The sequence below is a fragment of the Paraburkholderia sp. BL17N1 genome (assembly GCF_003634175.1).
Lineage (GTDB): Bacteria > Pseudomonadota > Gammaproteobacteria > Burkholderiales > Burkholderiaceae > Paraburkholderia.
In genome coordinates, this window is record NZ_RBIW01000001.1 from 3,803,267 (window position 1) to 3,824,362 (window position 21,096).

Annotated in this window: 18 protein-coding genes; 2 read left to right on the forward strand and 16 right to left on the reverse strand. The window is 63.5% G+C overall.

The genetic code is table 11. The annotated features are described in order from the left end of the window. Nucleotides 1–149: 149 nt before the first annotated feature. The 10 genes from B0G82_RS17185 to mprF form a co-directional block, all read right to left on the reverse strand. On the reverse strand, nt 150–1,397 hold the full coding sequence (locus tag B0G82_RS17185) for an enolase C-terminal domain-like protein (RefSeq protein ID WP_121308080.1): 1,248 nt from the start codon (nt 1,395–1,397) through the stop codon (nt 150–152). Nucleotides 1,398–1,435: 38 nt separating this feature from the next. Continuing rightward, nucleotides 1,436–2,242 carry an MFS transporter gene (locus B0G82_RS17190; RefSeq protein WP_121308082.1) on the reverse strand — a complete coding sequence of 269 codons (807 nt, stop codon included), beginning with the start codon at nt 2,240–2,242 and terminating at the stop codon, nt 1,436–1,438. Between the two features lie 81 nt (nt 2,243–2,323). Beyond that, nucleotides 2,324–3,091 carry an SDR family oxidoreductase gene (locus B0G82_RS17195; protein ID WP_121308084.1) on the reverse strand — a complete coding sequence of 256 codons (768 nt, stop codon included), beginning with the start codon at nt 3,089–3,091 and terminating at the stop codon, nt 2,324–2,326. Nucleotides 3,092–3,252: 161 nt separating this feature from the next. After that, nucleotides 3,253–3,972: a FadR/GntR family transcriptional regulator gene (locus B0G82_RS17200; RefSeq protein ID WP_121308086.1), complete on the reverse strand. Its 720-nt coding sequence runs from the start codon at nt 3,970–3,972 to the stop codon at nt 3,253–3,255. A gap of 279 nt (nt 3,973–4,251) precedes the next feature. Continuing rightward, on the reverse strand, nt 4,252–4,899 hold the full coding sequence (locus tag B0G82_RS17205) for a glutathione S-transferase N-terminal domain-containing protein (RefSeq protein ID WP_241974607.1): 648 nt from the start codon (nt 4,897–4,899) through the stop codon (nt 4,252–4,254). 55 nt (nt 4,900–4,954) lie between these two features. After that, nucleotides 4,955–5,719, reverse strand: a complete 765-nt coding sequence (locus B0G82_RS17210; RefSeq protein WP_116141724.1) for a ParA family protein — start codon at nt 5,717–5,719, stop codon at nt 4,955–4,957. 265 nt (nt 5,720–5,984) lie between these two features. After that, the gene (locus B0G82_RS17215) at nt 5,985–7,163 is read right to left on the reverse strand and encodes a 4-hydroxybenzoate 3-monooxygenase (protein WP_121308090.1); all 1,179 of its coding nucleotides are present in this window, start codon (nt 7,161–7,163) and stop codon (nt 5,985–5,987) included. 241 nt (nt 7,164–7,404) lie between these two features. Then, nucleotides 7,405–8,979 (reverse strand): threonine ammonia-lyase, biosynthetic, encoded by a 1,575-nt coding sequence (ilvA, locus tag B0G82_RS17220; protein ID WP_199730100.1) that lies wholly within the window; start codon nt 8,977–8,979, stop codon nt 7,405–7,407. Between the two features lie 249 nt (nt 8,980–9,228). Next, nucleotides 9,229–10,509, reverse strand: coding sequence for an AcvB/VirJ family lysyl-phosphatidylglycerol hydrolase (locus B0G82_RS17225; RefSeq protein ID WP_121308092.1), 1,281 nt, complete (start codon nt 10,507–10,509; stop codon nt 9,229–9,231). Continuing rightward, a complete protein-coding gene (gene mprF / locus B0G82_RS17230) occupies nt 10,506–13,058 on the reverse strand; it encodes a bifunctional lysylphosphatidylglycerol flippase/synthetase MprF (protein ID WP_241974697.1) in 2,553 nt (850 codons plus the stop codon). Before mprF ends, B0G82_RS17225 begins: the two co-directional genes overlap by 4 nt. Before the next feature lie 492 nt (nt 13,059–13,550). Here mprF and B0G82_RS40090 point away from each other — a divergent pair, with 492 nt between their 5' ends. Further along, nucleotides 13,551–13,691 (forward strand): hypothetical protein, encoded by a 141-nt coding sequence (locus B0G82_RS40090; RefSeq protein WP_181916754.1) that lies wholly within the window; start codon nt 13,551–13,553, stop codon nt 13,689–13,691. Nucleotides 13,692–13,988: 297 nt separating this feature from the next. Here B0G82_RS40090 and B0G82_RS40095 read toward each other — a convergent pair whose 3' ends face one another. Next, nucleotides 13,989–14,141 carry a hypothetical protein gene (locus B0G82_RS40095; protein ID WP_166679109.1) on the reverse strand — a complete coding sequence of 51 codons (153 nt, stop codon included), beginning with the start codon at nt 14,139–14,141 and terminating at the stop codon, nt 13,989–13,991. Nucleotides 14,142–14,367: 226 nt separating this feature from the next. Between B0G82_RS40095 and B0G82_RS17235 the strand changes: the two genes are divergently transcribed. Then, complete coding sequence (locus B0G82_RS17235) at nt 14,368–15,765, forward strand: MFS transporter (protein WP_121308096.1); 1,398 nt, start codon at nt 14,368–14,370, stop codon at nt 15,763–15,765. 10 nt (nt 15,766–15,775) lie between these two features. On the opposite strand, the gene B0G82_RS17240 is transcribed toward B0G82_RS17235, so the two are convergent. The 5 genes from B0G82_RS17240 to B0G82_RS17260 form a co-directional block, all read right to left on the reverse strand. After that, on the reverse strand, nt 15,776–16,267 hold the full coding sequence (locus B0G82_RS17240) for a YetF domain-containing protein (RefSeq protein WP_121308098.1): 492 nt from the start codon (nt 16,265–16,267) through the stop codon (nt 15,776–15,778). Between the two features lie 33 nt (nt 16,268–16,300). Then, nucleotides 16,301–16,957, reverse strand: coding sequence for a glycosyltransferase (locus B0G82_RS17245; protein ID WP_116117133.1), 657 nt, complete (start codon nt 16,955–16,957; stop codon nt 16,301–16,303). After that, complete coding sequence (locus B0G82_RS17250; RefSeq protein WP_121308100.1) at nt 16,954–17,559, reverse strand: SAM-dependent methyltransferase; 606 nt, start codon at nt 17,557–17,559, stop codon at nt 16,954–16,956. The genes B0G82_RS17245 and B0G82_RS17250 overlap by 4 nt, the downstream gene beginning before the upstream one ends. 24 nt (nt 17,560–17,583) lie before the next feature. Next, nucleotides 17,584–18,762: an acyl-CoA dehydrogenase family protein gene (locus tag B0G82_RS17255; protein ID WP_121308101.1), complete on the reverse strand. Its 1,179-nt coding sequence runs from the start codon at nt 18,760–18,762 to the stop codon at nt 17,584–17,586. A 210-nt stretch (nt 18,763–18,972) separates the two neighbouring features. Then, nucleotides 18,973–20,946, reverse strand: a complete 1,974-nt coding sequence (locus B0G82_RS17260; RefSeq protein ID WP_121308103.1) for a PAS domain S-box protein — start codon at nt 20,944–20,946, stop codon at nt 18,973–18,975. Between the last annotated feature and the right edge of the window lie 150 nt (nt 20,947–21,096).

A 21,096-nucleotide genomic window follows, 5' to 3' on the forward strand; every position in this document is an offset into this window, starting at 1 on the left:
TCGGAATTCGCCGTTTGTCGTGCAGCAGCGGAGAGACTGTTCTGCATCGCCCGCATAGTTGCGTTTTGCGGCGCGACGTTGGAGCGTCCATGCACGGATCCTGTTGCCAAACCAGTGTCCACGCACACCATTACGTCAGAGTGGGGATTTCACGGCGTTTGTAGCGTGCCGTCTTTCAGGCGCGTTTGCGTCCACGTCGTTACGCTATTTTCGCAGGGATATTTCGCGGCCTCCGCTTCATCGATATCGACACCGAGACCCGGCTTGTCGTTGGCGTAGACGTGACCCTGCCTGAACTGGGCCAGGCCGGGGAACACATCGAGCAGCGCTGCTCTCGGACCCTTCAGGTCCTGGATCACGAAATTCGGCGGCTCGATGCCCGACCATTCCTGGACGCCGAAATTGCGCGCGGCCAGATCGATATGAATATTCGCCGCATGCGCCAACGGCGACATGTCGCCGGGGCCGTGCCATGCCGTTCGAACGCCGAATTGCTCGGCAAAGATCTGCAGCTTGCGTCCCGCGGTAATCCCGCCGATCTGGCTGAGATGCACGCGGATAAAGTCGATCAGACGCTCGGTAATCAGGAAGCGCCATTCGTACGGGTTGTTGAATAGCTCGCCCTGCGCCAGCGGCGTGGTCGTTTTGGCGCGCAACTGACGCATCCATTCACCCTCCTCCAGCGCGATCGCGTCTTCGAGAAAGAACAGTTCGTACCGCTCCAGTTCGCACGCAAAGCGGATCGCTTCGACCGGCTTCAAACGTTCATGCACGTCGTGACACAGCGCGACGTCGAAACCGATCTTGCTGCGAATGCCGTCAAACAGTTTGAGCGTGTCGCGCATGTATTTACGGCTGTCGAGATAGACGCCGTCCGCCGCGCCTTGCGGCGCGCTCGCCGGCGCCCTGCCGAAACCGGCTCCGCCATAGCCGCCGCTCTGACAGCGAATGTGCGTGATGCCCTGCTCGCGATACTTCTGAACGTTCTCGCACAATTCGTTCAGATCGCGGCCGTCCGCATGGCGATAGATCGGCACGCCTTCACGGCACTTGCCGCCGAACAACTGGTAGAGCGGCATGTTCGCCAGTTTGCCCTTGATGTCCCACAGCGCCATGTCGACACCGGAGATCGCATTGTTCTCGATCGGTCCGTTGCGCCAGTACGCGTTCTGATGCATCAGTTGCCAGAGTTCCTCGATCGCGTCCGCATCGCGCCCGATCAGCAGCGGTCGCAGATATTCCTCGATCAGACACTGCACCGCCACATGCCGGTAAGCGAAAGTCGCGCATCCAAGGCCATACAGACCGGGCTGGTTCGTCTCCACCTTGACGACGATCAGGTTGATGCCTTCCGGCGCGGTCAGGATGACTTTTACGTCGGTAACCAGGGTTGCCATGCTCTATCTGCCAGGTTTCAGCCAATCAGTTCGATCGACTAGTGTTGCGTGCGCTGCAGCGGCAGCGCGGCTTCGCGCTTCGCATGTTCGTCGGAATTCGCCGGCACGGTCATCATCAGGATCACAGACGACAGCAGGCCGCCCGCCATGAAAATAAAGGAAGCCGCCGGGCTGCCGGTCGCGACGTTCAGATACCCCACCACCCACGAACCGGCGAACGCACCGAGCGCGCCGCACGCGTTGATCAGACCGATCGCGTCGGCCGGGCGGTCCTTTACCGTGAACCACCACACGACCGCCCAGATGAGCGCCGGCACACCTTCGATAACAAACATTTCACGCCAGCCGAAGCTGCGCACCAGATAGCCCGACACCACCGACATCCACAACACCGTCACCGGATTGCCGAGAATCAGGAAAGTATTGGCACGCGAGCGTTCACTCCTGGTGAACCAGCGGCTGATGTACATCAGCATCGACGGCATGACGGCCGCCTCCACCACGCCGAGCACGAAGCGCAGCACCATCAGCATCGGGATGTTGCTGACCATGCCGGTGGCCGCCGCGCACAGCCCCCAGAGAATCAGGCTGAAAAAGATCAGCTTCTTCACGCTATTGCGCTGCGCGTAGATCGCGCCGGGCACCTGAAACAGGCAGTAACCGAGAAAGAACAACGAACCGATCAGCGACGACGTGCCGTGCGTGATGCCGAGATCGCGATCGATGCCCGCCGCGGCGGCGAAGCCGTAGTTCGCGCGATCGAGATAGGCAAGGCTATAGGTGATGAAGATGATGGGCATCAGATACCACCATCTTTGGGGCGCTACGGCTTTGACGCTTTCCATGATGTCTCCGGATCGGTACGGCATATTTACTATCTGGCGAACGCGGTGTTTTTGTTGTGCTCTGCCCGCGCGAATCTGTCGTTACAGCACGGCCAGCCAGCCGCCGTCCACGTATATGATCTGGCCGTTCACATAGCTTGATGCCGGCGACGCCAGGTACACCGCCGTGCCGACCAGTTCTTCAGGCTTGCCCCAGCGTTGCGAAGGATTGCTGTTCTTGACCCACGCATCGAACGCGGCGTTTTCGATCAGCGGCTTATTCATGTCGGTCAGGATGTAGCCCGGACCGATCGCATTGGCCTGAATGTTCGCGCCCCCCCACTCGGCGCTCATGGCGCGGGTCAGCATCTTGATGCCGCCTTTCGCCGCCGTATAGGCGCCGACCGTCGCGCGCCCGGCCTCGCTCGTCAGCGAACCGATGTTGATGATCTTGCCGCCCGTGCCGCGCGCGATCATGCGGCGCGCGGCCTGCTTCGCGACAATGAATGCGCTCGTGAGGTTGGTGTCGATCACACGCTGCCAGTCGCGCAGTTCCAGATCGACGAGCGGTTTGCGAAACTGGATGCCGGCGTTGTTGATCACGATGTCGACCTGCACGCCTTCCTTGTCCCATTGCGCGAAGGCATCGGCGACGGCGGCTTCGTCGGTCACGTCGAACGCGCGGCCTTGAGCGTTCAAGCCTTTCGCGCGGAGCCGCTCGACGGCTTCAGCCACGGTATCGGCGCGCGTGCCGTTCAGGACCACGCCGGCGCCGGCGTCAGCGAGGCCTTCTGCCAACGCGAAGCCGATGCCGCGCGCCGAGCCGGTAATGAGCGCCGTGCGCCCGCTCAAATCGAATAGCTGTGTCATGCACGTGTCCTCTCGATGTTCGATAACAAGGCGCGAGTGCGCCCCTCGCGTGCCGTCATGACAGTCGCGATAAATGGGTTGGGGATGCAGCGGCGCCGCTGCTGGACGGCCCGCCTAAGAGGCCGCCTCGCATGGCCGTGTTGCGTGGCTAAGGCGACTCGTCAAACCGGCTTCTCGTTAGCGCTGCGATCGAGCGCGGCGCGGTCCTCGAAGTCCTGCTCGGCGCGATGGATCAGCGTCAGCACGGCTTGCTCCGCCGCCACGGGGTCGCCCTGCTCGATCGCGACGCACAGCGCCTCGTGCATGGGCAGCGAACGGGCGGGCCCACCCTCGATCTCCGAGCTGAGTTCGAAGCTGGTGCGCAGGATCGCCGACAGCGCGTTCTGCATCTGCTGGACAAACTGGTTGTGGCAGGCCGTGAGAATGGCGCCGTGAAACGCCAGGTCGGCGGGAACGTATTCGCCATGCCCGGCGACCGCGCGCTCCATCAACTTGAACGCGCGCCGAACCGCGACGCGGTCTTCCGCGCTCGCGCGTTTCGCGGCGAGCCGCGCCGCGTTCGGCTCGATGATCAGGCGCAACTCCATCAGATCTTCGACGAGGCCCGGCTCGACTGCGCCCGCCCGAGCCCGCCACGTGATCACGTCCGGGTCGAACAACTGCCATTGCGAACGCGGCAGCACGACCGTCCCATAGCGGCGGCGCACCTGAAGCATGCCCTTGGCGGACAGCGACTTCATCGTCTCGCGGATAGTGATGCGGCTTACCTGCATCTGCTCGGCAAGCACGGGCTCGGCGGGAAGAATGTCGCCGGGCATGAACTTGCCTGAACAGATCTGCTCGCCCATCTGGTTCAGGACCTGCCTGTGCAAGGTTGCCACGATATACTCTCTAAGTCATACGTATGATGTAGAAAGATAGGCGCGAGAGCATGGCCTGGCAATGCGGGTTGACCCGGAGTCAGCGGGGAATGGAAGGAGATGAATCAGGGAGGCGGCCGGGTTGGGATTCCGGCGGCAATGATTAGATTTTTTGGCGATCAACGTGGAGGTGGGATGAGTGTGGCCACAGAAGCCTGCACGTGCGCCCGCCTTAAACGGAATTTAATGCCGATGACTGGCGCCGAACCACGCGTCACCATTAGCCGCCCAGATAGCCGCTTAAGAAGCGACCGCCGCGGAAAACGCCGGCCTCGCCTTGATCGCTCGAAGCCATCGATCCAGCGAAGGCAACGGCTGCTGCGCCCCCAGGGTGTCCGGAAACCGTTCAGTCAGTTGCACCCAGCGATGCGCCGCGAGACCGACGCCGATATCGGCCACGGTAAAGCGATCCTGCGCGAGATAGTCGTGCCTTCCGAGGATCGCGTCGACGATGCCCAGAAGCCGCGTTGCTTCGCGATACGAACGCTTGATGGCGTCGTAGTCGCGTTGCGCCTCCGGCACGCGCGTCAGTCCCAGGAACGTGATGCGCAACGTCGCCCACAGCGTGCCGAGCTGCCAGTCCATCCAGCGCTCGACGTCGGCACGGGCAGCCGGTTCGGAAGGCAAGAGCGTCTGCGCGTCATATTTCGCGGCCAGATAACGGACAATCGTATTCGACTCCCACAACACGCTCTCTCCGTCGACGAGCGTCGGCACCAGGCCATTCGGATTGAGCGCACGATATTGCGGCGTGTCGATCACACCGTACTCCAGTCCCGCGTCGATCCGCGAAAACTCCCGGCCTTCTTCGAAACCCAGTTCAGCGAGACACCACAGCACTTTCTGCACGTTGATCGAATTGCGTCTGCCGTAGACCTGCATTGCCATACCTCGTTAGCTAGAGAACGTGGCGGATTATCACATTCACAACCCGCGGCGTTCGCTATCCAATCAATTCCCGATGCAACGCCACAAATTCCTGAGCGAGCTTGTGACGGGGATCGAAGTGAATCATCGGCTTCGCGTACTGGTGCGACTCGCGAATCTTCACGGACGTCGACAGCCGCGACTCCAACACAGGCAAGCCTTCGCTGATCAGTTCCTCGACCAGTTGAAGCGGCAGAGTCGCGCGCGGCTGAAACTGGTTGATCACGATTCCCTCGACTTCGAGCCCTGCGTTGTGATCCTGCTGAATCTCCTTGACGTTGTCGAGCAGCGTGTAAAGCGCGCGACGGGAGAAGTCGTCGCAATCGAACGGAATCAGGCAGCGTTCCACTGCGATCAGTGCGGAGCGCGTATAGAAATTCAGCGCCGGCGGCGTGTCGATGTAGATCGCGTCGTACTCGTCCAGTTCGTTCAGCGCGTCACGCAGCTTGTAGATCTTGTAGCGCGACTCGAGCTTGCCGTGCAGCGTGTCGAGGTCGGGATGCGAAGGCATCACATCGAGATTCTCGAAAGGCGTGGGGTGAATGAACGTCGAGACAGGCGTCGGCCTGAAACTGAAACTCAAGGCCGTTTCGAAGAAGTCCGCGACGTTGGGCTTGAGATCGCTGGCCTGCTTGCCAAGAAGATACTGACTCGAGTTGCCTTGCGGGTCCAGATCGATGACCAGCGTGCGCAAGTTCTCGCTGGCGTTGATAGCCGCCAGGTTGCATACGATGGTCGATTTGCCCACACCGCCCTTCTGGTTGAATATCACACGCCGCATCGACCTCTGCCCCTATTTTGAGAACGCACCGAAGGCACAGCTTACCCTGGCAAAATGACAGCGCGAGGTGCGTCCCTATGAATAGTTTTCGAAGATCTTCACCTGCGTCGAATCCGGCCAGGTCAATTCCCCCAAGCGTGACGTATCGCGAGATTAGCGCGCCCGTCGGCCGGCTGGTCTTACAGCGAGAAGCCGGCGCGATGTTCAGCCCGCGCAAATGACGGGCGCGCCACTCCGCACATGACTCAATGCGCGCCCTGCCCGCTCACGCCTGCGCGCCCGCGATGCCGACGTAGTTTTCAGCCATCGCCGTGGCCGCCGCGCGCGACGTCGTCACGTATTCGAGTTCGGCCACCTGAAGCTGCTGCTCGAAAGGCGACGCGCCTTCGATACGGTGCATCATGCTGGTCATCCAGTACGAGAAATGCTCGGCGCGCCAGATGCGTTTGAGCGCAGTCGCGCTGTAACCGTCGAGCAGATCCGTGCGATTCTCCACGTAAAACGCGTTCAGCGCCTCGGTCAGCACGCGCACATCGGCCACCGCCAGATTCATTCCCTTCGCGCCGGTGGGCGGCACGATATGCGCCGCGTCGCCCGCGAGAAACAGCCGGCCATGTTGCATCGTGTTCGATACGAAACTGCGCATGCCGACAATGTTCTTCTGAAAGATCTTGCCGTCGATAATCTTCTGGCCGTCGTGCGAGTCGACTCGTGCATGGAGTTCCGCCCAGATGCGGTCGTCGGACCAGTTCTCGACGGAATCCTTCGGATCGCACTGGAAATACATGCGCTGCACGTTCGGCGAGCGCGTGCTGATCAGCGCGAAACCGCGCTCGTGGCGCGCGTAGATCAATTCGTCCGACGACGGCGGCCCTTCGCACAGGATACCGAACCAACCGAACGGGTACACACGTTCGAAATCCTTGCGCAACGCCTGCGGAACCGCTGCGCGCGACACGCCTTGCGAACCGTCGCAGCCGATCACGAAATCGCACTGCAGTTCATAAGCTTCGCCGTCCTGACGATAACGGATCGATGGCTTATCGGTATCGATGCCGTTAATCGACGTCTCCGAGACGCCGAAGCGCAGCTTGCCGTCGTCGGACACACGCGCCGCGACGAGATCCTTGATTACTTCGTGCTGTGCGTAGACCGTAATCGAATGCCCCGTGAGTCCGGTCAGATCGATGCGGCGCCGCTTGCCTTCGAAAGCGAGTTCAAAGCCGTGATGCAGTGCGCCTTCCGCTTTCATCCGTGCGCCGACACCGGCTTCGGTCAGCAGATCCATCGTGCCTTGTTCGAGCACGCCGGCGCGGATGGTGGATTCGATCTGATCGCGACTGCGCGACTCCAGCACGACGGAGTCGATGCCGCGCAGATGGAGAAGATGGGAAAGCAGCAGGCCCGCAGGCCCGGCACCGATGATGCCAACTTGGGTACGCATGAGTCGTCTCCTGAATGCGACATTAGATTTGCACCCAGTTTGACGATCACGCACGGTATCGCGCAACGCGATATGGCGGATAGACTGTATTTAATTTAGAGATAGAAGCTTTGATCAGCCGCATGCCGCCGGTAGGCGGAATTGAGCCTTAACGCCGTCCAGACGAGGCTTGTGGCCCATTCGCTCGACGGCTCACCTTTCGCGCAGCGTTTCGCCAGATCAAGGTAAACCCCGAGCCAAATTACGATGCCAGAAACAGTCGGTAGACCGGATTGCGCGTCTCTTCCCAGTTCGGATAACCAAGCGTGGCGAGGAACTGGTTGAACACCGCGTTCTCGCTTTCGGGCACCTGAATGCCGACCAGAATCGAGCTGTAGTCCGCGCCCTGGTTACGGTAGTGGAACAGGCTGATATTCCAGTTCGGCGCCATCGACGAAAGGAATTTCATCAGCGCACCCGGCCGCTCGGGAAACTCGAAACGGAACAGACGTTCGTCGTGCGCCAGAGGCGATCGGCCGCCGACCATGTAGCGGATGTGCTGCTTGGAGAGTTCGTCGAACGTCAGATCGACGGTGGCGAAGCCGTGCGCCTCAAACGCGCCCGCGATCTGCGCCGACTCGCTGCGATTCCTGATCTGCACGCCCACGAAGATATGGGCGGAGTTCGCATCCGCAATCCGGTAATTGAATTCGGTGACGCTGCGCGTGCCGACCAGTTCGCAGAAGCGGCGGAAACTGCCGCGCTCTTCGGGGATTGTCACGGCGAACACTGCTTCACGCGCTTCGCCGACTTCGGCGCGTTCGGCCACGAAGCGCATGCGGTCGAAGTTCATGTTCGCCCCCGACGTGATTGCGATCAGCGTCTGGTTCTCGATGCCTTCGCGCTCCGCATACTGCTTCGCGCCGGCCACGGCCAACGAGCCCGCGGGTTCGAGCACGCTGCGGGTGTCCTGGAAGACGTCCTTGATCGCGGCGCATAGCGCGTCGGTATTCACGAGCAGCACGTCGTCGAGATATTCGCTGCACAGGCGGAAGGTTTCTTCGCCGACCAGTTTGACCGCCGTGCCGTCCGAGAACAGACCGACTTCGTTCAGCGTGACACGCTCACCGGCCTTCAGAGACGCGGCCATCGCGCACGAATCATCGGTCTGCACACCGATCACCTTGATCTCCGGGCGCACGGATTTCACGTACGCCGCGACGCCCGCCGCCAGTCCACCGCCGCCGATCGGCACGAAGATCGCGTGAATCGGCCCCTGGTGCTGGCTGAGAATCTCCATTGCGACGGTGCCTTGCCCGGCGATCACATACGGGTCGTCGAACGGATGCACAAAGGTCAGGCCGCGCTCTTCCTGCAGCTTGACTGCGTGCTCATACGCGTCGCTATACGACTCGCCGAACTGCACCACTTCGACGGTGGGGCCGCCGTGCGCGCGTACCGCATCGACCTTGACCTGCGGCGTGGTCACCGGCACCACAATGATCGCCTTCACGCCCATGCGCGCCGCCGACAGCGCCACGCCCTGCGCATGATTACCCGCCGACGCCGTAATCACCCCACGTTCCAACGCTTCAGCAGGAATATGCGCCATCTTGTTGTACGCGCCGCGCACCTTGAACGAGAACACCGGCTGGTTGTCCTCGCGCTTCAGATAGACCGGATTGCGCAGACGCGCCGACAGATTCGGCGCGCGTTCGAGTTCGGTCTCGCGGGCCACGTCGTACACGCGCGCGGTCAGGGTTTTTTTCAGGTAGTCGTGACGAAGCGCGACGCTATCAGCGGTAACGGCCACCTGTTTGAATTGGTGTAACGACAAGGCAAGCTCCTGTGCGGCAAGGACGAATCATCGGAGAGTTCACCAGGAGGCAGGCTGCAAGCGGACATAAAAAAACCCGCCTCGTGGGGCGGGTTATGTGTCACTGCTATCAGACGCGCGCTAACCCACCATTCGATGAATGATGCTAATAATCAGCGCAATACGGATGTCGAGGCAGTTCATGCGTTGCATCTTCGTTGACTTGAGGCGCTTTGTCAATCCTGCTGATTGCCATGCGCGATGCGACGATCAATGCACGCCGCTCTGCTTCCTGAAGGCGCCGAGAATGCGCTTTTCAAGCGAGTTGTAATCGCCGCCAAAGTGGTGATCGCCCGAAGTGCGGATCACCTCGATGCCGCTTTTGGTCAGCGTCGGACACAAGGTGTCCTTCTCGTTCTCGCCGTAGAAGCACTGCACGATGGCGGGCGGCACGCGCGTCAATTCCGGCTGGACCTTCAACGCCTTGTCGCTGGCCGGCATGCCGAGCCAGCCGCCCACGCGAATCTGAAAATCGGCATCGGGCGCGAAGCCGAGCAGCGCGATCAGCGCTACCTTCGCGCGCAACGCTTCCGGCAGACGGTTATAGGCGAACGGCATCACATCCGCGCCGAACGAATAGCCGACGAGCGCGATATGCTGCGCGTTCCAGCGCGCGCCGTAGGTTTGCATCACGCGCGCGAGGTCGCGGCTGGTTTGCGCGGGCGGCTTCTCGCTCCAGAAATAGCGAAGGCTGTCCCAACCGATCACGGAGACGCCGTCTTTCTGCAACGCCTGCGCGATCGTCTTGTCGAGATCGCGCCAGCCGCCGTCACCGGAAATCACGATGGCCATCAGGCCGTTCGGATGCGCCGCCGGCAGTTCGATGAGCGGCAGATCGGAGACGTCGTCGTCGCTCGTCGACACGGCCTGCAAATGCGGCGTGAGCAACGCGACGAGGCGCGCGCGATCGGCGTTACCCGTGGCCGCCTTTTCGACGAAACCCGGCACCTTGTCGCGGATAATCGTCGGGTCCGGCGGGCATGGCTGAAAGCGTGCATCGAGCGTGTGTTCGGCGTCCACCGCGACCGCGCCGGCAATCGTATTCGACGGCGCCTGTTCGAGCACGTGCATGGCGAGCGTCGCGCCCTGGCCCGTACCCGCGACGATCGGCGCGAAATAATGGCTCGATCGCGATTGACGTTCGAGCTGATGGCTCAACGCTTCCGCATCGCCCACCAGTTGATGGCAGGCCTCTTTCTTCGCGACCAGATTGGCGGCGTAGCGAGCCGTGTCGACACCGACGGTCAACGCACCGGCCCTGGCGAGCGCGTCGGCGCTCTGCTGGTCCGCCGCGCTCCAGCCGCTCGCCTGCGAGTACAGCACCACGAAGCCGCGCAACGGACCAGTTGGCTGAGTGACCGTGACGTCGCCATAGCGGCCGCCGGGCACCGTGGTGGTCGTGGTAGTCGTGGTGGTTGCCGCGTGCGCGAGTGCGCCGCCGGTCACGAGGCTCGTTGCGAGAACGAGCTTGAACAACGAATGCAATGTCATGAACGCCGGCCTCCTGCCAGCAATGACAGGTCCGCGAGCGTGAAGAACACGCCGACCGAACCCGACGCCGCGAGATAGCGCGGCTCCCAATGCGGCTGGAACTTGCTCTTGAAAGCACGCAGTCCGCGGAAGTTATAGAAACGGCCGCCGAAGCGCCATACGATGCCGGCGAACCGATGCCAGCGCGACGCGAGCGGCGTGGGTTGCATGCCGGAGAGCGGCGCGATGCCGAGACTGAGCGAGCGGAAACCCGCCTGTTTCAGATGCAGCGCCAGCTGCGTGAACAGATATTCCATGGCATACGGCGACGCGCTTTCCACATGACGCATCACGCCGACGGTCGCTTCGGTGTTCAGGTCGGTCGTCATGAAGGTGACGAACGCAGCCGGCTCGCCGTTCTGGCGCACCAGCATCACCGATTGCGCGGCGAGATATTCGTCCGTAAAGGCCGCCACTGAAAAACTCTTTTCGCGCGCGTCGCGACTGTCGAGCCAGCCGTCGGAAATCTCGCGCAGCGTCTCGAGCGATGCGGGCACGTTCGCCTGATCGATCACTTCGACGGTGAAGCCATCGCGCTCGCCACGCTTCAACGCATAGCGAAGGTGCGCGCGATGCGAGCCCTTCAGGTCGAAATCGTCCAGCACGACGTGCGCTTCCTCGCCGAGCTTCATCAGCGTGAGACCGGCGTCGAGGTAAAGCGGCAAGGCGTTGGCGCGCACCTGATAGAACGCCGCGCGCCCGCCGTGCGCGTGGGCGAGCGCGACGAACTTGCTGATCAGGCCGGCCCACTCTTCGCGCGGACCCACCGGATCGTGCAAAGCGGCCCACGTGCGGCCGTATTTCGCGTACATCAGGAAAGCCTCGCGCGACTCGGAGAACAGGAAGCTCTTGTCGCCCATCAGCGCGAGACCGGCGTCGCTGCGTTCCTGCGCGCGCACGATGCGCGCCGCGTCGTGCAGATCTGCCGGCGCCGGTTTGACGAAGCGCCCCGGCGCGGGACGCAGCAGCTGCCAGAACGAGAATGTCGCGGCGAACACACTTGCGGCGAGCGTCGCGCGCAGCGCACGCGGCGCGCGTTCGTCGAAAGCGAATTGCCACCACAGGTCGCGGGTATACGGCACGTCGCGGAAAGCAAACAGCATGACCCACGTGGCCAGCATCAGCACCATCGCGACGGACACCAGCCAGCCCGCCGTAAAGCGCTCGGCGAACAGCGACGAATGACGGTTGAAACGCCGGCGCGTGGACAGCAGCAACACGACGAGCATGCCGAGCACCCCGGCTTCCACGAACGCCAGACCCTTGGTCAGCGACAACGCGAGACTCAGCACCGCGAGCAGCAGCGTCATCCACCATGCGGCGTCCAGCCGGCGCATCAAACCACGCGCGACGAACAGCAGCAGCACACCGAGCACGCTGCAAAGCATCTGCGAACTTTCGAGCACCCACAGCGGCAGCACGTCGCGCAGTATGTAAATGCGTTGCCAGAACGCGGGCGTCGCGCTGGAAATGACCAGCATGCCGCCGACCACGAAGGTGACGAGACTCAGAAACAGCGGCGCGAGCCTGGACGCCGCAGCGGCATATTGCAGCGGCAAACGGCTTTTCAGCGCGCGCCCTTCGAAACCGGCGAGCAGCGCGGCCGAAACGATCAAAGGGACACCGAAGTAAATCGCGCGATACGCGAGCAAGGCGGCAACCATCTGATGCGTTTGCACGCTGCCGTTCAGCGTGAACACCATCGCCGCTTCGAACACGCCGACGCCGCCGGGCGTGTGGCCGATCATGCCGAGCAGCATGGCCGCGGCGTAGACCGTGATGAAGGTCACGAAGCTCACATCCGCATGCGGCAGCAGCGCCCACAAGGCGAGGCCGGCGGCCACCACGTCGAGCACTGCGAGCGCCACTTGCGCGAGCAGGTCGCGGCGCGCGGGGATATCGAACGAGAGCCACTGCCACCGCGTGCGAACCGGGCGCGTGTCGCGGCGACACGCGGCGGCGGCCGATGCGAGCACGGCGAGCAGCGCCATGCCGATCCAACGCAGCGTGACGGGTTCGAGATGCAGCATCGGTGCGAGCGTGCCGGCCACGCCGACCATGCCGAGCGCCGTCATCAACACCAGTGCGAGCGCGAGCGACACGCTCGTGAACACGGTCATGCGGCCGATCTGCGCGGGCGTGACGCTCGCCACGCCGTAGACGCGCGCGCGCACGGCGCCGCCCGTCAGCGCGCCGAAACCGGTGGCGTTGCCGAGCGCCGAGCCCGCCGTTGCGCCGATCCACAGCGCCACACGCGGCACGAGCGCACCCAGATAGCGCAAACCGACGGCATCGCGGCCGACCAGCGCCACATAGCTGAGCGCGGTGGCGCCGAGCGCGGCGCTCCATTCGCCGGCCGTCAGCCGACGCAACTCATGCATCACCGAGCGATAGTCGACTGCTTGCGAGAGATGTTGCAAGACGACCAGCAGCAACGCGCCAATCACGAGTGCGAGCAGGGGCGAGAGAAGTCCCCGGTTGCCAAGCGTTTTCGATGCACGGTCGAACATCGCGCCTAGCCGGTCGAATTTATAGTTATATCGATGGAACATGGTCAATGCTGGGCCTTGCGTGGAACTGTTGCGACGACGGATCGTCTGCCGCGGCATCGCCGGTTATTGGCGATTACAAATGGATAACGGCATTGGGGTAAAAAGGTTGACAGCGTCAGCCGGATTGCGGGGTTTAACCTTAGCCGGCCTTCGGAGCTGAAAGCGCCGCGCGGCGCGCTGCGGCGATATGCGCGAATAAAACGGTCGATATTGCCGATTGGGCTGTGACGGGACGCGCCCGGTAGCTGACAGGGGGCTGAAGTTTAAACGCTATTTACGCGCCGCGAATGAAGATTCGACATGGCGCCGAGCGTGCGCGCACGCTGTATCGCTCGAACCATGGAAGCGCAGCATCAAGATTTTCTCTTCGCGTGCCGTAATCGAGAGCAATAGCTCAGTGAAACGCGGCGCATTTGCCGGGTGAAATTCGGTACTTGAAGGAGAAAGAAGATGGCGGAACAGGATTGGATGATGGCAGGCGTGTATCTGGTCGGATTGGTGTCCATGGCGCTGTTGATGAGCGCGCTCGCGACGCGAGCGACCATGGAACGCAAGACCGTAGCGAAGGTGTCGCGCCGCGCCCGCGACTGACTCAGGCCACGATGTAAGGCCCAGATACCGTACGAGATCAAACACGACCGGCGTGACGAAAGCCCCGCACACAGCGCGCGATATGCGCGTGCCGCCGCTGCAACGATTTTCGAATAATGGGGAATCGGTTCGCTCAGCGCTCGCTGTGCATGCCGCCGGGCAGCGGTGACATCGCAGCGCTCGCGGGCATAAATGACGCAGAAATAATGCAAAGCCGTGGCGACGTGCGCATGACAGACGGGGCGCATGTCAGCGCCCTGCTCTATCACTCAGCGCATGCGGCGCGCGGCCTTTGTCTTACTCCGGACGGCGATGCGCCTCGGCGATTACGGCGCAGTTTTGCAGATGCAGGTTCAGGGCATGCAGGGCCAAGGCGCGCAGCTTGCCGAAGAAAGTGCTGTTGGCGGCGACGGTAGCGCGGACGGCGGAAGCGTTGGAAGCGGTGTTCATGGCGGACTCCTGTATAGGGTTTATACCTAGGCAATAACCCGATTATAACCGCCTCCTGCCGCACTGCAACAAATATCAATAAAACGACCGACTGTTGCATGACGGTCACATGGCCGGTCGCCCGACTTAAAAAGGGTGGCATCGGCCGCCGCGCTATTAACAAACCGCACCGTACAGGTGCAATAATGACCCCTTTGCCCGCGACCGTTCGCCGCAGCCCGCCTTCATGACCGCCGTCCAGAAAGCCCTGATTGCGCCCCTTATCGTCGCGTGCGCGATGTTCATGGAAAGCGTCGATGCGAACGTGATCGTGACCGCGCTACCCGCCATGGCGCGCGACTTCGGGCGCGATCCGGTCACGCTGAAAATCGCGGTGACGAGCTACGTGCTGGGACTGGGCGTGTTTATCCCCGTGTGCGGCTGGCTCGCCGACCGGTTCGGCGCACGCACGATCTTCCGCACGGCGATCGGTATCTTCGTGACGGGTTCGCTGCTGTGCGCCGCGTCGAATTCTCTCGCCACCTTCACGCTCGCGCGCTTCGTGCAAGGCGTGGGCGGCGCGATGATGGTGCCGGTCGGGCGGATCATTATCTTTCGCGTGGTGCACAAGGCCGACTTCATCCGCGCGATGAACTATCTGAGCGTTCCCGCGATGCTCGGCCCGGCCGCGGGACCGCTGCTCGGCGGCTTCATCACCACCTATCTGCACTGGCGCCTGATTTTCTTCATCAACGTGCCGATCGGCATCCTCGGCATCTATCTGACCAACAAGCACATCGCCAACACGCGCGAACCGGACCCGGGCCCGCTCGACTGGATCGGTTTTTTTCTGTCGGCGGCGGGTGCGGTGCTGCTTCTGCTCGGGCTGTCGCTGGTCGGCGGCGAACTGATTTCCAACGGCGACGCGTTCGGCATGTGCGCGTGCGGCGCGGTTCTGCTCGCGGCCTATGTCGCCTACGCGCAGCGCGTCCCGTTGCCGCTGCTGGACCTGCGCTTTTTCAAGGTGCCCACGTTCCAGGCGAGTGTGCTGGGCGGTTCGTTGTTCCGGATCGGCCTCGGCGCGCTGCCGTTCCTGTTGCCGCTGATGCTGCAGGAAGGCCACGGCATGAGCGCGTTCGAATCCGGCCTGATCACCTGCGCGTCCGCGTTCGGCGGCATGTTCATGCGCACCGTCGCCTCGAGCGTGCTGCATCGTTTCGGTTTCCGTTCGGTGCTGGTGGTGAACGCCGCGTTGTCGGGACTCTCGATCGCTGCGTGCGGACTGTTTTTCCCTGGTACGCCGACCTGGATCATCTGGGTGATCGTGCTGCTCGGCGGCTTCTTTCCGGCGCTGCAATTCACGAGTCTGAACTCGCTCACTTACGCGGAAATCGCGAGCCGCGACGTGGGCCGCGCCACGAGTCTCGGCAGCGTCGTGCAGCAGATGTCGCTTGGCCTCGGCGTGACGATCGGCGGCATCGTGCTGCAGATCTCACGCGTGCTGCATGGGCATCCTGGCATCACATGGTCGGATTTCTGGCCGGCATTTCTGGTGGTTGGACTATGCTCGTTCGCGTCGATTCCGGTCACGCTGCGCATGCCGCGTGGAGCCGGCGAAGAAATCGCGCGCGGTGGCCGGGGCTGACCGGTTCGAGTCACGCCTTCTTGCGGATCACGCTCACTTCGCCATTGCGTTCGAGAATCGCCGCGGCCACGTTTTCCATCGAACGTGAACCGGTTTTCTGCCGCACGCTTTCCTGAATGTCGGTTCGGCTGATCAATGCCGCGTCCATCTCGCGCGCGTTGAATTCGCCGTTGCTGAACACCTCGCGTTCGACGCCGCCCACCAGCCGCTCCAGCGCGCGCGAGCGCATGCATACCCACGCCAGCGCCCGGTGGCAGACGACGATCGCGAACGACGCCACGACCGTGGCAATAAACGGCGACGCACCGACGATGGCCCGGCTCAACGTCGCGCCAAGCAGGATCACCACCACCGAGTCGAATGGCGAGCGTTGTCCGAACGAGCGCCGGCCCGAGATGCGGATCAGCACCAGCGCGATCAGAAACACGACAATCGAGCGCATGGCCATCTGCAGCGGGTCGATCATCCTGCCTTGACCGAACAGCAGCAAAAACGCCTCCATCCTGTCGCCCTCCTGTTGTAGCAGGCGGCGCCTTTATCCGGCGGCCGCCCACGCCGCAAGCGTATCGCCGAAGCCGCCGCGAGCGCGAGCCGCTGCGCGCGCGCTCGTAATCACGCGCGGCGCCGCGCTCCACGCAATGCGCGCGCCAATCGCGATCAGCCGGTCGACCAGCGCGACATCTTCGCTGCACTTGAGCGGCGGAAAGCCACCCGCGCGCCGATAGGCGTCGGCCGACACGCCGAGGTTCGCACCGTGAATGTGACGATGACCGTCGGCATCCACGTAAGTCTTGCGGAAGTATTCGCGCACGCTGTGCGGATGCGCGGTCCAGTCGTCGACGGCAATCGAGCCGCACACCGCGTCAGCCTCCAGCGACAGCTGCGCCACCAGCCAGCCTGACGAGACGCGGCTGTCGGCGTCGGTGAACGCGAGCCAGCGCGCGCCGTCCGCCAGCAGGAAGTCCGCGCCCGCCGCGCGCGCAATGCCGACATTGCGCGCTTTCAGCGTCAGCGTCTCGACGCCGTAGGCCCGTGCGATCGCCCCGCTGAAGTCGTCGCATGCGTCGAGCACGACCACGATGCGCACCGTTTCGCCCGCCAGATCTTCATGGCGGGAGGCCGCGATCAAGGCAGCGAGGCACGGCGCCAGCAACGCCTCTTCGTTATGCGCCGGGACGATCACGCCGATCATAAGAGCCCCTCGCGTTGCGCGACCGAGCGTGCGTCGCGCGACCAGACGTCGATCAGCAGATCGGCTTCATCGTGATGTGCGAGACGCGTGAGTCCGCAGCGTGTGTCGAACAGCGCATGCGCGGCATCGGCGGATTCCAGCGCTTCGGCGAAGGGCCGGCGCCAGTGACAGGCGAGCAGCGTGCCGTCCGTGGTCAGCGAGGCGGCGATGCGAGCAGCCAGCGTTTCCAGCTCCGCGGAATCGAGGTAATAGGCGAATTCGCTGATCACGATCAGATCGAACGGCCCGGCCTCGGTCGGCCACTCGCGCGGCACCGTGCGCTGTTCGATGCGGACGTGCGGCGCGTCGGCAACGCGCTCGCGTGCAAGCTGCACCGCGCGCTCATGCAGATCCGCCGCGAGCAGCATGTCGCAACGCTTCGCCAGCTCGACGGTCAGTTCGCCGTTGGCGCAGCCGGGTTCGAACGCACTCCGGTAGCGCGGGCGCGGCAGCAACGCGAGCGTCAACGACCGCTTGCGGCTCTCGTACCAGCCTTCGCGCAACTTCCACGGATCGTCGCTGTGTCGATAGAGTTCGTCGAAGTAGGTAGCCGGTGAGCTCATGTCAGCGGCCCTCCGTGTATGACGTCAGAGCATCCACGGGGCACCTCCGGCATCAGGACCGTCACGACCGTCGGCGGGTTCCGCTGCGGCGATCAGCTCACCGAGCGCAGCGAGATCGCGCTCCGCGTGGCTCTGCCGCAGGAACACCGGCAGATCCGCCAGCGCACGTGCGAAGCGCGCGTCGCGGCACAACGGGCCGGCGCCAAGCGCACGCGTAGCGTGATTCATCACGGCCGTCGAGGCCTCTTCCACCACCAGGCGCGCGCGCAGGGTCTCGCGCTGCGAGTCGGCTAGCGGATTCGCGTCGATGTGCGCGGCGGTCTCGCGCAATACCGCGGCCGCGCCGGCCAATGCCACCTCGACCGCGCCGAGGTGGGCAAGCCAATGCGGATCCGCGCGCCGTGTGCACGCGGCGCGCAGCATGCGCGCGATCTGCGCGGCGGCCCCATACCAGCACGCGGCGATGCCGGCGCCGCCGTGCCAGAAGCCGGGGCGCCGTACATAGGCATGCGCGCCGCCCACGAGTGTCGCCGATGCCTGGTCGAAGCTCACGTCCGCGCTTGCGGTGGCCTGCATGCCGACCGCCTGCCACTTCGACGTGTCGATCGAGATGGACGGCTGATTCATTGCGACGGCCGCCAGCACCGGCTCATCGTCCAACCATGCGGTAACGAGCGCATACGTGACCACACCCGCGCCCGAGCACCACGCTTTCGTGCCGGTGAGGCGAAGGTTTTCGCCATCGCTTCGGATTCCTACCTTGAGCGCTTGCACGCGCGCATCGGGCGGCTCGGCGGCCCAGACGCCCCAGCGGCTTCCCGCGGGCGGCGTGGCGCCTCGCAGCTCGGCGAGAATCGCGAGCGCATCGGTGTGTCCTTCAAACAGCTTGACGAGCCCGAGATCGCACGCGGCCACTGCAGCCAGGGTACGCCAGCGCACCAGCGTTTCGCCGTGCCCAGGCAAGGGCATGTCAGGCGCACGGTCGTAGCCGCGCTCGACCAGCGCGCGCAACACATCGCCGAGCGCGACGGGGTCGCCGGAATCGAAACGCGTATCACGCAGAAAATTGTCGGGCGACGCGGCAGGTTTCGCGTCCTTGGGCGTTCCGCCCGCCCCGACATGGCAATCGCGAGATGCGATCATGCCGGCGTTTTGCGGCGGCCGCGCGTTGGCGCCGGCCGTACGGCCACGCGTATCGAGCATCGTGCCTCCCTGAAGCTGTTCATCGACTGCCGGCGGACTCTCAAGGGCCGCCGCGCACAGAAGACCCACAGCAAGTGGCGTGCCTCGAACATCGGAAGTCGAACGCCGGACGCCCGAACGCGCAACACCTTTCTTCAGGAATCGGGAATGCCCAGGCGCGCAAGTCGTCACACCGCTCTGGTATGAGGGAAGCGCGCCCTGCCTGAACGGCTAGTCGGGACCGCGTTCGCTGCGCCGCGCTTCCACGTCGGCCAGCAGGGCATCGAACAGTTCGAGTCCGACCGGCTTCACGAGATGCGCATGGAAACCGGCTTCGCGGGTACGCTCGCGATCGCTCGCGTGGCCAAAGCCAGTCATGGCGGCGTACCGCGTGTTGGCAAGCGCGGGCATGACGCGCAGCGCCGCAATCGTCTCGTAGCCGTCCATCTTCGGCATCGCGATGTCGATCACCGCGAGATGAGGCGCGAAACGCGGCGCGATCAGCACCGCCTGCTCGCCCTCGTAGGCGATGCGCACCTCGTGGCCTTTGAGTTCGAGCAGCATGGCGAGACTGTCGGCCGAATCGCGATTGTCATCGACCAGCAGAATGCGCAGCGGCGCGACTTCGGTGTTCGCCGCGTTCGCTTCATCGCCCGTTGCTTCGGGTAGCGCGGCAGCCAGCGGCAGACTCAGCGTGAAGGTGCTGCCGCAGCCCGGCCCTTCGCTGCTCGCGATAATGCTGCCACCGTGCATCTCGACGAGCGACTTGCACAACGTGAGGCCGATGCCGAGACCGCCCTCGCCCGTATTCTGCCCGTCCTTTTCCTGAGCAAACAGTTCGAAGATCTTGTCGAGTGAGCGCACAGGAATGCCGCAACCCGCATCGCGCACTTCGAGCACGGCCATCTGGTAGTCGACTCGCGCCGCGACATCAATGGCACTGCCGACCGGCGAGAATTTTGCCGAGTTGTGCAAGAGGTTCTGCAACACCTGCACGAGGCGCGTCATGTCGCCGCGCACGAACACCGGCTCGTCGGGCCTATGCTGGACGACCCGCTGCTCGTGCGCATCCGTGAACGGCCGGGCCGCCTCGATCGCGCGCGCCATGACCTCGGCCAGATCGACACGGCCGAAGCGCAACTCGACCTTGTTCGACATGATCCGGCCAACGTCGAGCAGATCGTCGACGAGCCGCGTGAGGTGCGTGACCTGCCGGTCGATCAGGTCGCGCGAACGTGCCACTGTGGGGCTCACACCGGTTTCGAGTTGCATCACGCCGATCGCGTTGCGTACCGGCGCGAGCGGATTGCGCAACTCATGGGCGAGGGTCGCGAGAAACTGGCGCATGCGCTCGCCCGAACGTTCCAGTTCTTCGCGCTGACGCCGCTCGGTCAGATCGCGCGTGACCTTGGCGAAGCCGCGCAGCCGGTTCGATTCGTCATGCACCGCCGTGATGACGACGTTGGCCCAGAACGTCGTGCCGTCCTTGCGCACGCGCCAGCCTTCGTCCTCGACGTGGCCGAGCTGCCGGGCAATCGCCAGTTCGCGCGCGGGCTTGCCGGCCGCCGCTTCCTCAGGTAGGTAGAAGGTGGAGAAATGCCGGCCGACGATTTCCTCGCGCGTATAGCCTTTGATGCGCGCGGCGCCCGAATTCCAGCTCACCACGTAGCCTTGCGGGTCGAGCATGAAGATCGCGTAATCCTTCACGCAGTCGACCAGCAAACGGAAACGCTCCTCGCTTTGCCGCAGCGCCTCCACGTACTCGCGTTGCGCGCTCAAATCGCGCGTGATCTTGGCAAAGCCGGTGAGTATGCCCGCGTCGTTGCGCATCGACGTGATCACGACATTCGACCAGAAGGTCGTGCCGTCCTTGCGCTTGCGCCAGCCTTCGTCTTCGAAACGGCCGGTCAGCGACGCCTGTTGCAGTTCGTAGGCGGGCCAGCCGCGCGCCACGGCTTCCTCGGTATAGAAGCGCGAAAAGTGCTCGCCGATGATCTCCTGCTCTGAGTAACCCGTCAGTTTGTGGCCCCCCGCATTGCAACTCATGATCAGCCCGGTCGGGTCGAGCAGGAAGATCGCATAGTCTTCGATTGCCTGCAGCAGCGCCCAGTAGTCGACCTCGACAGCCGCGCCCGGGCGGACCGCGGCCGGGACTGTGACGGGCTGGCCGTTTTCGCTGGCGGAAGGGACATCAAGCGGTTTCATTGTGGTCGGAAATAAGGGCTACGGCCAAAAGCATACACCGCCAATCATCGCCCGCTTGGCCTATGGTTTCACCTGAGGTCCGCGCGAACGGCCCGGCGCCAGAGTCCGCGTCGAGAAAAGCGCTGGCGGGATCGCCGGGCCCCGCAATTG

Bases quoted from the DNA above. Each gene is read 5' to 3' on its own strand.
- B0G82_RS17235 (WP_121308096.1), top strand. From the start codon at position 14,368: ATGACCGCCGTCCAGAAAGCCCTGATTGCGCCCCTTATCGTCGCGTGC.
- B0G82_RS17205 (WP_241974607.1), bottom strand. From the start codon at position 4,899: ATGGCAATGCAGGTCTACGGCAGACGCAATTCGATCAACGTGCAGAAA.
- B0G82_RS40090 (WP_181916754.1), top strand. From the start codon at position 13,551: ATGGCGGAACAGGATTGGATGATGGCAGGCGTGTATCTGGTCGGATTG.
- B0G82_RS17215 (WP_121308090.1), bottom strand. From the start codon at position 7,163: ATGCGTACCCAAGTTGGCATCATCGGTGCCGGGCCTGCGGGCCTGCTG.
- B0G82_RS17195 (WP_121308084.1), bottom strand. From the start codon at position 3,091: ATGACACAGCTATTCGATTTGAGCGGGCGCACGGCGCTCATTACCGGC.
- B0G82_RS17185 (WP_121308080.1), bottom strand. From the start codon at position 1,397: ATGGCAACCCTGGTTACCGACGTAAAAGTCATCCTGACCGCGCCGGAA.
- B0G82_RS17210 (WP_116141724.1), bottom strand. From the start codon at position 5,719: ATGCGGCGTGTGATATTCAACCAGAAGGGCGGTGTGGGCAAATCGACC.
- B0G82_RS17240 (WP_121308098.1), bottom strand. From the start codon at position 16,267: ATGGAGGCGTTTTTGCTGCTGTTCGGTCAAGGCAGGATGATCGACCCG.
- B0G82_RS17190 (WP_121308082.1), bottom strand. From the start codon at position 2,242: ATGGAAAGCGTCAAAGCCGTAGCGCCCCAAAGATGGTGGTATCTGATG.
- B0G82_RS17245 (WP_116117133.1), bottom strand. From the start codon at position 16,957: ATGATCGGCGTGATCGTCCCGGCGCATAACGAAGAGGCGTTGCTGGCG.
- B0G82_RS17225 (WP_121308092.1), bottom strand. From the start codon at position 10,509: ATGACATTGCATTCGTTGTTCAAGCTCGTTCTCGCAACGAGCCTCGTG.
- B0G82_RS17260 (WP_121308103.1), bottom strand. From the start codon at position 20,946: ATGAAACCGCTTGATGTCCCTTCCGCCAGCGAAAACGGCCAGCCCGTC.
- B0G82_RS17250 (WP_121308100.1), bottom strand. From the start codon at position 17,559: ATGAGCTCACCGGCTACCTACTTCGACGAACTCTATCGACACAGCGAC.
- B0G82_RS17255 (WP_121308101.1), bottom strand. From the start codon at position 18,762: ATGCTCGATACGCGTGGCCGTACGGCCGGCGCCAACGCGCGGCCGCCG.
- mprF (WP_241974697.1), bottom strand. From the start codon at position 13,058: ATGTTCGACCGTGCATCGAAAACGCTTGGCAACCGGGGACTTCTCTCG.
- B0G82_RS40095 (WP_166679109.1), bottom strand. From the start codon at position 14,141: ATGAACACCGCTTCCAACGCTTCCGCCGTCCGCGCTACCGTCGCCGCC.